We start from the raw sequence: 14,416 nt of genomic DNA, 5'->3' as shown, positions 1-14,416 counted from the left end.
GTTCGAGTCCCATCGCCAGCTCCATATTTAATTAAGGGAATCAATGACATATAACATCATTGATTCCCTTTTTTATAGAGGTGGCCCCAAACCTTTAAACAGCAATTCCCAAAATTAAAGTGAAATCCCTGCTGTTGGTTAGGCTGCCATTTTGACCGGTGGCAGCAAATCGGTATAGGCCTGATGAGGCTTTTTTCGGTTCAAGCTGGAATGGGGTCGCTTGTGGTTATACCACTCGAAATAATCCAGAATCGAGGCTCTGGCTTGGCCGACGGAATCGTACGCATGTAGGTAAACCCGCTCGTATTTGACCGATCGCCACAATCGCTCGACGAAAACATTATCTCGCCAGGCGCCCCGTCCGTCCATGCTCAACTGGCAACCCTGATTTTTCACGGCATCGACAAACGCCTTGGCGGTGAATTGGCTACCCTGGTCGGTATTAACGATCTCCGGTTTACCATACAGCCGAAACGCCTGTTCCAGCACATCGACGGCATGACAGGCTTCCAGTGTAATCGCGACCTTGGCTGCCAAGACCTTCCGACTGGCCCAATCCACAACCGCAGTCAGGTAAACAAAGCCTTTTGCCATCGGAATATAGGTCGTATCCAGGGCCCAAACCTGATTGGCTCGGTTGATGGTCATGCCGCGCAGCAAGTAGGGAAAGATTTCGTGCCCTGGCGTTTTCTTGCTCGTATTAGGCTTGCAATACACGGCTTCGATGCCCATCCGCTTCACTTGTGCCCTGTGGGTATCAAGGTTTTCACATGCTTACGGCCAGTGGTGATCCCTTGTTCATTCAACTGATCTCGCAATTGCCGGGCGCCCATGAAGGGATGTTTCATGTGCAATCGATCCAGGCGTTTCATGATGTCCAGATCGCGCGCTGATAACGGCTTGGGCAGGTAGTAAACGCTACCTCGACTGATCCCCAACAGGTGCGCTTGCTGGCCAATCGACAGTTTGGATTCACGGTCTATCATCGTTTTGCGCTCAGCAATCCCGCCTTGGTGAGCGCGTTCCCTAAAAAATCGTTTTCCAAGGTCAGTTGGCCGATTTTCGCATGCAGGGCTAGCAGGTCGACTGGCGGTGATTCGGGCTCCGCGGGTTTCCCAAACACCTCGGCAGCCCGTTCGGTCAGCTGTTTCTTCCAGTCGACAATCTGGTTTTGATGAATCTCAAACTCCTGGGTCAACTGCGCCAGGGTTTTATCACCCGTCAAAGCGGCCAAGGCGACTTTGGCCTTGAAGGCCGGCGAATGTTTTCTTCTCGGTTTTTTGGACATCTTCTGCTCCATTGTTTTGTCCTTACGGACGTTCAAAAGTAGCAGGGATTTTCACTTAACCGGCTGTTCAATTTTTCGGGGCCAGCTCTGTCTTCTGTGACATTCGCGCCCAGTTTTCGACCGCGACCTTATTGCTCTAAAGCTTAAGAATCAGTACTGGTTTTGTTACGCCAAACTTTTGGTAGAGACAGGATTGCAAATATCCGCTATCGAGCGTCTTGTTGCCTAATTGCCATGCTGAGTCCCTGATGTGCATGGCTTTTGTCGACGGGTATCGTTGGGGATTGGATATTTGCTAGGTTGAAGGCAGGGGGGCTGCAAGCGAGAGTAGATAAGTTGATTTTAGTCGCGGCAAGCTGGGTTCTAGAGGCGTATTACATGTCACGAAAACTTAACAGAACTGCAACTTTAATTTCTTGAGCGCTGGTTAACATTCTTTCTGCAAATTCTGTGAGGCAGATTTTTGCGGAAGACCAAAAACAATTAACCGACTTTGCTTTAGGAATGTTTATTTTATGAAAGCTTTTAAATTAACTCTGATCGCAGCGGCAGTAGCCTCTGTTGTTTCGCCTTTGACCGCTCACGCGGCAGACACTTGGTTTGATAATTTTACTCCGCTGACAAGCTCGGCTGGTCCGACCGCTAACGAAGCAACCCCAATTACTTTGTCAAACCCAGGCTTTACTCAAGTCACCATCGCTGATCGTGCCACGCAAAACACCTTGGTACCTGGCTCAAATTCAGGCAACTGGGACATGATCACTGCTAACGAAACCGGCGCTAACGCGGGTCGTTATTTGTTCATGCCGTTTGAAACTGGCACCGGTGGCGTACAACGTATCGATTTGCAAGACAGCAACTACAATACTCGCACTACTACTATCGTTGCACCAGGTACTCAAGGCTTTGTATCAGGTGATGCGTCACGCTGGACACCTTGGGGTAGTTATTTAACTGCCGAAGAATCTTGGGGCGCAAACAGCAGCAAAGGTCGTTTGTTCGAAGTGACCAACGCTACGACTGCAGCAGCCAATGGCGGTAACTTCATTCAACGTTCTGTGGTACCGCACGTTTCTCACGAAGGTCTGGCTTTCGACAGCAGCAACAGCATGTATTTTATCGACGAGTTGAATGGCGGTTCGATTTTTAAATACGTGTCAGCAAATCCGTTAGCAACCACTGGCGACGACTTTTTCGCCGCAGGCCAAACTTTCGCCATGAAAGTGGGTGCTGGTAGCCAGTTCGAAGGTAACAACGGTCCAGCTATTACGGGTGGTTTTACTTGGGAAGCTATCACAAACACTAGCGGTAGCGCGTTAACTGGTGTTTCTGTTCTGGCTAAAGACGGAAATATCGATGGCCGCGCTTCAGCTACAGCAGTGAGTGCTACCGGCTACAACCGTCCGGAAGATTTGGAAGTTCAAAATTTGGGCGGCAATCAGTTGATTTATTTTGCTACTACAGATTCTGACACCAACGCCAATACTACAGATGGCCGTAGCCGCATTTATAACTTCAATGTAGCTACAAACACCGTTAGCCTGTTTGCCGATTCCAACACCATTGATTTGGCAACCGGTTTGGCGGTGGGTGGCGGCTTGAGAAATGCCGATAACTTGGCAATCGATGCCGAAGGCAATATGTACATCATCGAAGACCGCGATGGTGCTATCGACGACGATATTTGGTTTGCCAAAGACATCAATAAAGACGGTGATTTGTTGGACGCAGGCGAAGGTCTGGCTCGTTGGGCTTCTAACGGCACTGTAGGTTCCGAGTTCACTGGCTTGTACTTCGATAAATTCAACGCAAACGTCGCTTACGTCAACATTCAACATCCTAACAGCGGTGTTGATCGCACGATGAGGATCACCGCAACGCCAGCGGCTGTGCCAGTACCTGGCGCGGTTTGGTTGTTCGGTTCAGCATTAGCTGGCTTCGTTGGCATGCGTCGCCGCAAAGCTTAATTGCTTAGGGAGGCAGGAACGCCTCCAATTTTAATGAGGGCTCGGCATTTGCCGGGCCTTTTTTGTATTTCTGAATGACTAGCCGACTTGCCTTTGTTAGGCAAGCGAGCACTCAAAAACTGGAGAATCTCATGTTACGCAAAGTTTTAGCTGCGGCAGTGCTGATGGCCGCTGGCGTTAATGCGCACGCTGCTTTATCAACTGGCGACATCGCATTTACTTCCTTTAACGCTGATGAAGATGGTTTTTCATTCGTGACTTTCGTTGATCTTGGTGCCAACACCGTGATTCACTTCAACGACAATGAGTGGAACGGCAGCGCGATTGGTGCGGGCGGTGCTTTCAATACCGGCGAAGGTATTATGTCCTGGAACAGTGGCGCTTCGACCATTGCTGCCGGAACTGTCGTGCGTTTCAGCAAATATGATCAACTATCGCGCTCAGTATCGGCGGGTTCTTTGTTCGGTGCGTCCGGCGACAATGGTATGAACGCCACTAACGAAACGATTTATGCCCTATTAGGCTCAACTGCGAATGCACCAACGACATTCTTGGCTGCGGTTTCTAATGGAGGGTTTGGCAGTAACGGTACTTTGACAAATACTGGTTTGGCGGTAGGTACTAGCGCAGTCCAATTGAACAGCAGCACCGACTATGCCGGGTATAACGGCGTACGCAGCGGAAAAGCCACTTTCGCAGAATACAAAGCTTTGGTGAATACTAACGCGAATTGGACTAACCTGGGTGACGGTGTTTTCGCAGCGCAAGTTCCAAATACCACTAACTTCACGGTCACCGCTGCTCCTGTGCCAGTCCCTGGCGCCGTCTGGTTGTTCGGTTCCGCATTGTTAGGTTTTTTGGGCGTTCGTCGTAAAGCTTAAGTTATCAGCGGATTCAAGCAAGCTTTGAACCGGTTGATTCCGATTGAGGTTAGGCAAACTTACCAAGAACGGAATCAACAACATACCTTTCGTTTTATACCCTTGTGGGTATTGAGTCTGTCACAGAACTAAATCACCGTAGTTCAAGATCTTGGCAATTTCTTTGGAAATGGCGATTTGAGGTGGCTTGCTTCAAATCAGTTGGCAACTGACTGATCAGGAAATGACTTTATTGGTGTTGAATTGATCGCAGGTGAAACTGAAGACTTTTTAACGCCGTGCCTGTGAATTCAGGCACGGCGGAGATAGTTTGAGAGTTAGGAGTAGATTACGTGAGGTTTACCGTCACCGGCGACGATTTCGCCGATGCTGAATGCGGTTTCGCCTTGCTGTGTCAATATTTCCAGCGTGGCGGCTTCATCTTCCGCCGCGACGCAGACAATCATGCCGATGCCGCAGTTGAAAGTGACCAGCATGTCGGCCAGTTCCACGTTACCTTGTTGTTGCAGCCAGACGAAAATCTCCGGCAATTGCCAGGCCGATAGTTGCACATTGGCGTTCAGACCGTTGGGTAACACGCGCGGCAGGTTTTCGGTAATGCCGCCGCCGGTGATATGGGCCATTGCATGCACCGGCACGGTTTTTAGCAGTTCCAACAGTGGTTTGACGTAGATGCGAGTCGGAGTTAGCAGGGTCTCGCCGAGTGGTTTGCCGTTGACGCTATCGGTCCAGGCCAGACCACTACGAGCGACGATTTTGCGAATCAAGGAATAGCCGTTGGAATGCGGGCCGGACGAGGCCAGAGCGATCAGTTTGTCGCCGGCTTGCACTTTGCTACCGTCGATGATGTGGCCTTTTTCGACGATACCGACGCAAAAGCCGGCCAAGTCGTAATCGCCATCCGCGTACATGCCGGGCATTTCCGCAGTTTCACCACCAACTAATGCCGCGCCGGACTGTTCGCAGCCTTTACCAATGCCTTCGATGACACTGGCGGCGGTGTCGACTTCCAGCTTGCCGGTGGCGAAATAATCCAGGAAAAACAGCGGCTCGGCGCCCTGGACGATAATGTCGTTAACGCACATGGCTACTAGGTCGATACCGACGCTGTTGTGGATGTTTAAATCCAGCGCCAGCTTTAATTTGGTGCCGACGCCATCGGTGCCGGATACGAGTACTGGGTGTTTGTAACGATCCAGCGGTAATTCGAACAGCGAACCGAAGCCGCCTAAACCGGCCATGACGCCCGCATTACGGGTTTTGGCCGCGATGGGTTTGATGCGTTCGACTAAAGCGTTGCCGGCTTCAATATCGACGCCCGCGCTTTTATAATTCAGGCGGTCTTGTTGTTGTTCGCTCAATGTCAGTCTCTCGTTAAAGTTAAGGTTGAAACGGGCGATATTGTACTATAGTTCCCATTAATGCACTGTCAGGGTAGGCTTGTGGTCAAGGTTTTTATGAAGGGTAAATCCGGGTTTTTAAGGCTGTGTTTGTGGGGATTGTTGTGCAATTGCCCATTAGCAGAGGCTGTCGAGGTAAAAGGCTTGTATGAGATTGAGCTGATAGCCAATAGTCAGTCCGCCGAGGATAGAACGCAAGCGATCAAGCAGGCCATGTATGCCGTTCTAAGTCGGGTCTTGGTGTCGGAGGATATTTCCAAAATTCCGGTGGTGCAGCAGGCTTTGTCCAGTGCGCAGAACTACGTCAAGCAATCGCAATTTTCCTTGATTTCCGCCGACGAACTGCCCGACACCGACGCGCGTTTACTCAGAGTGCAGTTTGATGAAGACCAATTGATGGAAGTCATGCGCAAAAGCCAAGTAGGCATTTGGAGCGAGATCAGGCCGGAAACCCTGGTGTGGCTGGTCGTCGATGACGAAGAGGGGCGGCGGTTTTACAACGCTGACAGCATGCCGGAATTGGAAAGCGCATTGGCGTTTGCGTCGAAAATTAAAGGCGTGCCGATGATATTTCCGATGTTGGATTTGGAAGAACAGCAAAAAATCTCGCTGAGCGAAGTGCTAAGCGCTGATTCACGCAATTTACTAGCGGTATCTGCCCGCTACGAAGTGACGTCGGTGATGGCCGGTCGCATTGCTAAGAAAGGCGATTGCTGGCAGGGGGAATGGGCGTTTTATTTTGACGGCAAGATCAAGCAATGGAGCGGGGCTTGTTTACCTTTAAAAGCGGCAGCGGTTGTGGGTGTGCAAGGTGCCTACGACGTGCTGTCCAATTATTACGGCGTTAAACCGGAAGCCTCAGCCGCCCACTAGGCTGTAGATGCCGTAAGCGCCGCCGTAAGTGGTTAAAAAATAAAACAAAGATACCACCAGGCTGGCTGGTGTATTCACTTGCAATACGTCCTTAAAGATCCGCGCGACGATTGCCATGTCCCATAGGAAAAACAAAGCCAAGGTTGCATAGCTGGGCGTATCTTCCGCCACGGTTACCCAAAACACGATAGGGATCAGAAAGATCGCGACGACATTTTCACAAAACAAAATGGCCGACGCGACTTGTATGAAGGTATAAAAGGTTTTATTCAGTACTAACACCAGCGCGATAAAGCCCAGGGTTAGCAATACTTCCAAGGCTACCTCGAAGATTGCGTCGATGTCGTCAGACATGTTGAATTGAATAAAAAACACGGCGATAAAATAAAAAATCGCATTGTTTTTAAAAAAGCGCGTCGATCTGGGCAGGTCCAAGACCGAGACATTGAACCAGCACAGCGGGAAATAATGTCTGAAGATTTCCATTACGATGCACGCTACTTAATCAGTTTTCCTCAGAGTCGGCATAAGGATACGCGTCGTATTGGCTGCGATATTCCGGTTGCTGACTATGGCTGAACTGGTCGTTCAGAGCTTGCACCAAATCTTTGCTTTGCTCGATAAGACCGTTTAGCTTTTTACGGTTTTTCTTGGTTTTACCGACCGGGTCGGTGATCGGCATCAAAATTCGCCAGAAGCTCAGGCTTTTTTCAAACAACCCCGCCAAATCTTCGCTGAGATTTAACTGTTTTTGCCGCTTGTGCAATTGCTTGATCAGGAATTTGGCATGCACCCGGCTGACGACTATATGTAGCGGCGTCAACACGCCGATCAACACCGCGAGAATGGCTGGGCCTATCAGCGGATCGATCAGTAATTCGAGGATGCCCACGGCGATTTCTGCAAATAACATCAACATCACCACAAAACCCAGCACGATTAAGGTGGAGGCGTTGCATCTATCTTTCCAGGTGGTCAAGGCTTCTTCCACTTCCGGGAAAATGGTGTCGTCAATTGCGCGGATACTGTTTTCTAGTGTGCCGAGTATGCGGTATGAGCGATCATTATTAATGTTGTTGAAGCGCTGATCGAACAGCGAGGTATCGCCGGATTGCGATAACACAATGAATTGGCCGGTGTGGATGCCCAGTTCGGCCAGGCGGCGTTGCCAGGATGCGGCGATTTCCTGGCTTTTCAGCGCATCGATAGTGATTTCGGAATGATCGATGACGAATATAAATTTGTTGGCATCCTGGTGGGCAACGATCTCTGCCAGGGTGTCCTTGATCAAATCGGCGTCGGCTTCGAATAAGTCGTTAAATACCAGTACCAGATCGGAGATGCCTATTACGTATTTCCGCAGTAGGCCGGACACCGGATTTTCCGCCGCCGGATTTAATACCGGAGTGTCGATCAACAGCTTATTTTTCAATTTGCCGCTATTGACGGTGACCAGTTCCAGATAACCGTTAAGTTTGCTGCCTTCGCCGTTGGCGGCCAAATCGATTTGACGGCTGATTTGATAAAACGGCAAGCGGTGGTCGGCGTCCAATGCGGTACCGGGTAGGGTAGCGGTATTGGTTTGCGGTGTATATTGCAGTACGGTGAATTTATGGCGGGCGGTGTGCAGTTGTACGCCCAGGTAGCGATTGACAAAGTCTGATTTGGCTGGTGAGTAACCGCCCAAGGTGCTGACAATTGGCCACCAACTGGTTTTGCGCGCGGTAGTCTCGTCGTTATCGATCAAACCCAGTTCAAACTCGATTTCATCGAGATCCTGAAATATCTTGGCGGTTTTTTGCAAAACCGGATCGTTCGCCGCGAACTGTCTTTCAAGATTGGTCAGGTGTTTACTTACCGTTTTATCCGCCATTAGATATAAACCTTCTCTGCTTGTTATTGAGGTTAATCAGACGGCGGGAGTATACACCGAAGGCATTTAAACGGATAAAAAAACCTGCCGGTTTTTGCCGGCCAAAATGCCTCAGCAAACGGCTATCGAGGACGCCCCGCTGTGCAGGAAATGGCGGTTTCCCGGCAGCGGGGGCGCTTATTCTTTAATATCTAGCTCCTTGATTTTGCGGGTCAAGGTATTACGACCATAGCCCAGCAACAGTGCTGCTTCGTGTTTGCGACCATGCGTATGATTCAAAGCCGCTTCAATCAACAGAGTTTCTAAGGTGGGAATAGCCTGTTTGGCGATGTCCACTTTGCCGGTCGTTAATTGTTGCTTGACCCAGTTTTTAAACTGGCTTTCCCAATCTCCCGGTGTTGTTTCGCCGGATGCGGAATCGCCGCTATTGTGGGTCAGTTCCGGCGGTAAATCTTCCAGATGAATTTCCCGGCCGGAGGCCATCACCGTCAGCCAGCGGCAGATATTTTCCAGTTGCCGCACATTACCAGGCCACTTCAAACCGCTTAAAAATGCCTCGGTTTCCGGCTTTAACAGTTTGATCTCGGTATTCAGTTCCTTCGCGCTTTGATACAGATAATGCCGCATCAACAAGCCTATATCCTGCCTGCGTTCGCGCAATGGCGGAATATGAATCCGAATCACGTTCAGTCGGTGAAACAAGTCTTCCCGAAACCGGCCCTGGGCCACCAGCGCTTCCAGGTCCTGGTGGGTGGCGGCGATGATGCGCACGTTCACTCTTACCGAGGTGTGAGCACCTACGGGATAAAACTCATTGTCCGCCAGTACCCGCAGCAAGCGGGTTTGCAATTCGGCGGGCATGTCGCCGATTTCATCCAGAAACAATGTGCCGTTGTTGGCTTGTTCGAATCGACCGATACGCCGGGCTTGGGCACCGGTAAACGCACCTTTTTCATGGCCGAATAGTTCGGATTCCATCAAGTCTTTAGGAATGGCCGCCATATTCAGGGCTATGAACGGTTGCTCGGCGCGCGGACTGTGGCGATGCAGGGCCTTGGCGACCAGTTCCTTACCTGTGCCGGATTCGCCGTTAATCAGTACGGTGATGTGCGAGCGCGCCAGACGGCCTATCGCCCGAAACACTTCTTGCATGGCCGGCGCTTCGCCGATGATTTCCGGAGTTTCCTCCACGGTCGGCGGGGCTTGCACAATGTCGCTTTGCCGTTGTTTGCTGTGAGCGCAGGCGCGTTGTACGGTTTCGACGACTTCGGTGACATCGAAGGGTTTAGGCAGGTATTCGAACGCCCCGCCGTGAAACGCCGACACCGCGCTTTCCAGGTCGGAATGAGCGGTCATCACGATCACCGGTAAATCCGGATAACTGTTTTGAATGTTCCGCAACAACTCGAAGCCGTCCATGCCCGGCATGCGAATATCGGTGATCAATACTTGCGGTAGCCCGCCAGGTAGTGATTTCAACAATTCGTTGGCGCTGGCGAAGCTTTGCGTATGCACGCCGGCTTTTTGCAAGGCTTTTTCAAGTACCCAGCGGATGGATTTGTCATCATCGACAATCCAGACCTTGTCAGGTATTTGCATGATTCGTCTCCAAAGGTAGGTAGATGGAAAATACGGTGTTGCCCGGCTCGCTTTCGCATTCAATCAAGCCGTTATGCTGGTTGATCAAAGATTGCGCAATAGATAGGCCAAGTCCGGTGCCCTCGGCACGGCCGGTAATCATTGGATAAAAAATCTGTCCCATCAGCTCGGGTTTGATACCCGGGCCGTTATCGATAATGTCGATTTTGACGGTCAGCTTGTAGCGTTTGCGCCCTATGGTCATATGCCGTTGCACCCGGGTTTTCATGGTAATCACACCGTGGTTCTGCACGGCTTGCACAGCATTGCGGACGATATTCAGAATGGCCTGGATCAGCTGGTTTTTGTCGGCGAAAATCTCCGGGATGCTCGGGTCGTAATTGGTATGCAGCATAATGCCGTGGGCGGCTTCTACCGTGACCAGATGTCGGACGCGTTCCAGTACTTCGTGAATATTCAGCTGGCTTTTATGCGCGGGTTTGTTGGGGCCGAGCATTTTGTCCATTAGATCCTGCAAGCGGTCGGACTCGGCGATAATGATTTGCGTATATTCCTTTAATTCAGGATCTTGCAGTTCCAGGTCCAGCAATTGCGCCGCGCCGCGCAAACCGCCCAGCGGATTCTTGATTTCATGCGCCAAGCCGCGCACCAGCATGCGGCTGGTGTTTTGTTGGGCCAGCAATTGTTCTTCCTTGGTAATGCGTAAATGCCGGTCTACTTGTTGCAGTTCGATCAGGATTTCGCTTAATTTTCCATCCTCGAGCAACGGTGTGGCGCTTAGGTTAACCGTAATCGATTGACTTAGCCGCTCTAGGATTAATTCTCTATCGACCAGCGGCTCCAGCAAATACAAACGCGGCAGCAAATCGTTAAATAGGGTGTTATGCGCGGTTTTGAATAGTTTGTGCGCCGTTTGGCCAAGCAAATGTTTAGCGCTGTCGGCAAGCAGCATCTCGCCGGCGGGATTGATATAGGTCAGGCGCAAGTCCTTGTCAAACAGCAGGATTGCTTCGTTTAAGTGATCCAGTATCTTTTTGTGCACGGGTTAATTTAAGTTTTAAGGGTTATAGTGAATAAGCAATTTGTACGCCAAGCCTAAAGTTGCCTTATCGGCCCATTTACCGGGTAAAAAACAGCTCGAATGCACAATATTAGTGCGTTCGCCCGAATTGATGGCTCATGTTAGTGCAAAGGTGGGCTAGGGCTGGGGTTTTTATCACTATCCCGGCTTTAAGCCTTATGCGCTGGTATAGGATCAATATCCATCACGGCGGCAAAAATGTTTGAGAAGCCTATCAGCAAACTCGGATGCTCGGCTGTGCGCTATATGTATGCACCATATTGGTGCTAGTGAGTTTAAATTGAGTCAAGCGAAGTTACGGGGTGATAGCGGTCAAGTCTAGCCGTTTGCATCAAGTATGCTGGCCCCTGTGTCTGCGGAAATGACCGCACCATGGGTTGAGGGAGCTGGTTAATAAACCGGTTGGGGCGCTTGGGTGATAAGATTTTTTATAGGGTATTTCCCTGTCGATGACAAACTTTGATCTGAATTGGTGCGCCTGTCAGCACGAGTAACCAGGCTGGTGCGTCAATCGAACAGCTGTGTCGCTAATTCGGTGCACTTGTCGATTGGCGACTAGTCAGCGTAATCGACGATCAACGGCGCATGGTCGCTGAAGCGTTGCTCTTTAAAAATGCTGGTTGACTGCGCTCGGCTGGCAATGCCCGGCGTGGCGACTTGATAATCGATGCGCCAACCGACATTCTTGGCCCAAGCCTGGCCGCGATTGCTCCACCAGGTGTAGCAGGTGTCGGTAGCGTCTGGATGCAGACGGCGATAGACGTCCACCCAGCCCAACTCATCGTAAACTTGGGTCATCCAGGCCCTTTCCGCCGGTAAAAAACCGGAGTTTTTCTGATTGCCGCGCCAGTTTTTCAAATCGGCTTCTTTGTGGGCGATATTCCAGTCACCGCAAATTACTACTTCCCGACCGCTGGCTTTCAGTTCGGCAAGATGCGGGTTGAAGCGCTCCATCACGCTGTATTTGACAGTTTGCCGCTCCTCGCTGCTGGAGCCGGACGGTAGGTATAGGGAAATGACCGATAGATTACCGACTTGCACTTCCAGATAGCGGCCCTCGCTATCGATGTCGGCATGCCCTAAGCCTGCTATTACTGCATCTGCCGGCTGTTTGCTGTAGATGCCTACGCCGCTGTAGCCTTTCTTTTCAGCATAATGAAAATAACCGTGTAGACCTTTCGGAGCCAGCATCTCGGCTGTCATATCGCTGGCCTGGGCTTTGAGTTCCTGTAGGCAGACGAAGTCTGGATTTTGGGTGTCTAACCAGTCGTAAAAACCTTTTCTGGTTGCCGAACGAATGCCGTTTAGATTGACGGAGATGATGCGGAGCATGGATAGTGGGGGATCTAAGGGTTAGGTTAATAAACTGCGTCGCAGTTTAACAGTTTCGATGCCATCGCCCCAAAAGCGCTTACTGACTTTTGGCCGACACACTCCGCGCGCGTCTGCCGGTAAAAAGGCTTTAGCCCTTACTCAACAATTGCCGGGCGCGGCTATCCGCACCGGAAGGCAGCTGGTTCGGGCCGGATTTAATCCAGGCGACGATGTCTTGCCAGGCGGTAGGGGCTTGCAGATCGCGGAGCAGCATGTGGTAACCGTTCTGGTAAATAGCCACGGTTTTTTCCGCTGTATCGGTGGTGTTCAGCATTTGTTGCAAGAAAGCGTAGGTGGGTTCCTTGGGGATGACTTCGTCTTTCTCGCCGTACAGCATTAGCGTATGCGCCCGAAGCGAGCCGGCGCTGTCGAACGCGGCGTCCATCAGGTTGGTTAAGCCGTATACCGTTTCCACGCGGGTGGCCTTGATCACCATCGGATCGCGGCCCATCGCCCGCAGCATGTCGATATTATCCGACGGCATGATCTCCAGCCCGCTACCGGTCAAGGTTAGCCAGGGTAGACTATGCGCCAGCGTCCATAACAAACTGGTTTGATACCAAGGCATGGTCGACCTGGCCCATAGCGCCGGCGCGGCGAGGATGATGCCGGCCACATCCGGCATATCGTCCTGCTGTACGGCGGTAATCACAATCGCGCCGCCCATGCTTTCGCCCAGTAGGTAAAGTGGTTTGTTCGGGTAGCGCTGTTTCAGCAGGCGGGTTAATTGTTTTAAATCCTGTGCGTAAGCCTCGCTGCCCGCCCACAAGCCGCGCTGTGGTGCTGCGCCAAAACCGCGTTGGTCGTAAGCGAAACAGGCGATGCCGAGTTTGCTGAAATAGTTGCCCGGCGCATCGAAGAAGTGGCTGTAATCGTTAAAGCCGTGCAGCGCGATGATCACTGCATTGGGTTCGGTGTCGGGCAGCCAGCGGCGTAGCGGTAGACTGGCGCCGTCTTCGGTTAGAAAAGTATTCTCGCCCAGCTGCGCGGTATTGGTCTTAGCGCCGGGTGGATAGCTCATCGGCATACAGCCGCTCAGCGAGAGCAGCAATACGCCAGCCAACGGCGGCATGCGTTTCCGATACGGTTTGCGAGCGTTCACTATTTTCAAAATAAGATTTTTCATTGCTAACACATTATTTCAGCATTGAATTTCCCAAAGTTTCCCCCGCTTATGATTCGCTAAGCGGAGGATTGTTCCAGTCAAACTTATCTTAGCTGACGCGGGCGAATGGTTTTATGACAATTCAGGAATGGCTAGTTTCCGGTTATCGAACTATTCATCGTCCCACAAAATAGGAAAGGCTTTACGCACCCGTTCGATGGCCTCCTGATCGACGTTTTTGCCGCGCAAGGTCAGCACCAAGGCGTAAATATCCTGGGTGCTGACTTTAAACGTGCGTTTGGGATCGGCTTTAACCGAGCTGGATAAACGTTTGATCGTTGTATGGAAGGGTAGGGGTTTGGCAACGGGCTGCGCGGGTCGGGACAGTTCGCTTTCGATAATGTCTTTTTCGTTGCCGGGCGGTGCGTTTAAGGCTTTACGCAAGATGTCGCGTGCCCTGGCCCAGGACAACTCGCCGCCGGCCAGTTTTTCGCGCATTGCTTCCGTGGTCAGCGGGGCGTAGCGAATGATGTCGTCGATCCAGCTGATGCTTTTGTCGAAGAATTCGGCGATGCGCTCTCTGGACCAGTTGGCATTGTTCAAGTAAATCACGGTCTGGAAATAATCGGTGATGCGGGTGTCGACGCGGTCGGAATTCAGTTTTAGATTCAGCGCCTTGATTTCATCCGGGTCGCCGGTGACGATTCTGACGTCCACTCTATCGAAATAGCCGGGATTGGCGCGGCGGATGCCTTGAATGGCCTCCATGCGATGAAAGCCGCCGACCAGATAATATTCGCGGTTGTTACGCTCCCAAACCACCAGTGGCTCGAACAGGCCATTGACCACGATGTCTTTTTCCAGATGCGCGACCTTGGCCCGATCTAGTTCTCTATGGTTGGTGAGCGTGTGATGAAATTCGATTTGTTCGATGGGTAAATATTCGTAGCGTTTGGTAGCGAGCATAGGCTTTCT

General features: G+C 51.2%; 11 protein-coding genes and 1 pseudogene. 3 read left to right on the top strand and 9 right to left on the bottom strand.

Annotation, left to right across the window (positions count from 1 at the left end):
- Positions 1 to 138 precede the first annotated feature (138 nt).
- Positions 139 to 1,288: pseudogene (locus tag METH11B_RS26310) on the bottom strand (IS3 family transposase).
- Positions 1,289 to 1,803: 515 nt separating this feature from the next.
- On the opposite strand from METH11B_RS26310, the gene METH11B_RS0106680 reads away from it, so the two are divergent.
- Entirely contained in the window at positions 1,804 to 3,255 is a 1,452-nt protein-coding gene (locus METH11B_RS0106680; protein WP_026601362.1) for an alkaline phosphatase PhoX, read from the top strand.
- Positions 3,256 to 3,386: 131 nt separating this feature from the next.
- Complete coding sequence (locus METH11B_RS0106675) at positions 3,387 to 4,136, top strand: PEP-CTERM sorting domain-containing protein (protein ID WP_026601361.1); 750 nt, start codon at positions 3,387 to 3,389, stop codon at positions 4,134 to 4,136.
- 317 nt (positions 4,137 to 4,453) lie between these two features.
- On the opposite strand, the gene purM is transcribed toward METH11B_RS0106675, so the two are convergent.
- Complete coding sequence (purM, locus tag METH11B_RS0106670; protein ID WP_026601360.1) at positions 4,454 to 5,497, bottom strand: phosphoribosylformylglycinamidine cyclo-ligase; 1,044 nt, start codon at positions 5,495 to 5,497, stop codon at positions 4,454 to 4,456.
- A 96-nt stretch (positions 5,498 to 5,593) separates the two neighbouring features.
- On the opposite strand from purM, the gene METH11B_RS0106665 reads away from it, so the two are divergent.
- Positions 5,594 to 6,409 (top strand): DUF2066 domain-containing protein, encoded by an 816-nt coding sequence (locus tag METH11B_RS0106665; RefSeq protein ID WP_231499593.1) that lies wholly within the window; start codon positions 5,594 to 5,596, stop codon positions 6,407 to 6,409.
- Here METH11B_RS0106665 and METH11B_RS0106660 read toward each other — a convergent pair.
- The 7 genes from METH11B_RS0106660 to METH11B_RS0106630 all read right to left on the bottom strand — a co-directional run bounded on the left by METH11B_RS0106660 (position 6,395) and on the right by METH11B_RS0106630 (position 14,407).
- A complete protein-coding gene (locus tag METH11B_RS0106660; RefSeq protein ID WP_026601358.1) occupies positions 6,395 to 6,895 on the bottom strand; it encodes a hypothetical protein in 501 nt (166 codons plus the stop codon). The two genes, METH11B_RS0106665 and METH11B_RS0106660, sit on opposite strands and share 15 nt — an antisense overlap.
- Before the next feature lie 19 nt (positions 6,896 to 6,914).
- On the bottom strand, positions 6,915 to 8,282 hold the full coding sequence (locus tag METH11B_RS0106655; RefSeq protein ID WP_026601357.1) for a hypothetical protein: 1,368 nt from the start codon (positions 8,280 to 8,282) through the stop codon (positions 6,915 to 6,917).
- A 177-nt stretch (positions 8,283 to 8,459) separates the two neighbouring features.
- Positions 8,460 to 9,881, bottom strand: a complete 1,422-nt coding sequence (gene ntrC / locus METH11B_RS0106650) for a nitrogen regulation protein NR(I) (protein WP_026601356.1) — start codon at positions 9,879 to 9,881, stop codon at positions 8,460 to 8,462.
- On the bottom strand, positions 9,868 to 10,923 hold the full coding sequence (gene glnL, locus METH11B_RS0106645; protein WP_020482512.1) for a nitrogen regulation protein NR(II): 1,056 nt from the start codon (positions 10,921 to 10,923) through the stop codon (positions 9,868 to 9,870). The genes ntrC and glnL overlap by 14 nt, the downstream gene beginning before the upstream one ends.
- A gap of 594 nt (positions 10,924 to 11,517) precedes the next feature.
- Positions 11,518 to 12,294 carry an exodeoxyribonuclease III gene (locus METH11B_RS0106640; RefSeq protein ID WP_026601355.1) on the bottom strand — a complete coding sequence of 259 codons (777 nt, stop codon included), beginning with the start codon at positions 12,292 to 12,294 and terminating at the stop codon, positions 11,518 to 11,520.
- Positions 12,295 to 12,424: 130 nt separating this feature from the next.
- Positions 12,425 to 13,408 carry an alpha/beta hydrolase gene (locus METH11B_RS0106635; RefSeq protein WP_036276993.1) on the bottom strand — a complete coding sequence of 328 codons (984 nt, stop codon included), beginning with the start codon at positions 13,406 to 13,408 and terminating at the stop codon, positions 12,425 to 12,427.
- Positions 13,409 to 13,612: 204 nt separating this feature from the next.
- Positions 13,613 to 14,407, bottom strand: coding sequence for a ParB/RepB/Spo0J family partition protein (locus METH11B_RS0106630; protein WP_026601353.1), 795 nt, complete (start codon positions 14,405 to 14,407; stop codon positions 13,613 to 13,615).
- Positions 14,408 to 14,416 lie beyond the last annotated feature (9 nt).

The organism is Methylomonas sp. 11b (genome assembly GCF_000515215.1).
In the GTDB taxonomy this organism is placed as follows: Bacteria; Pseudomonadota; Gammaproteobacteria; order Methylococcales; family Methylomonadaceae; genus Methylomonas.
Note: the sequence above shows the minus strand (reverse complement) of the source record. Positions and strands in the feature narration are given on the sequence as shown.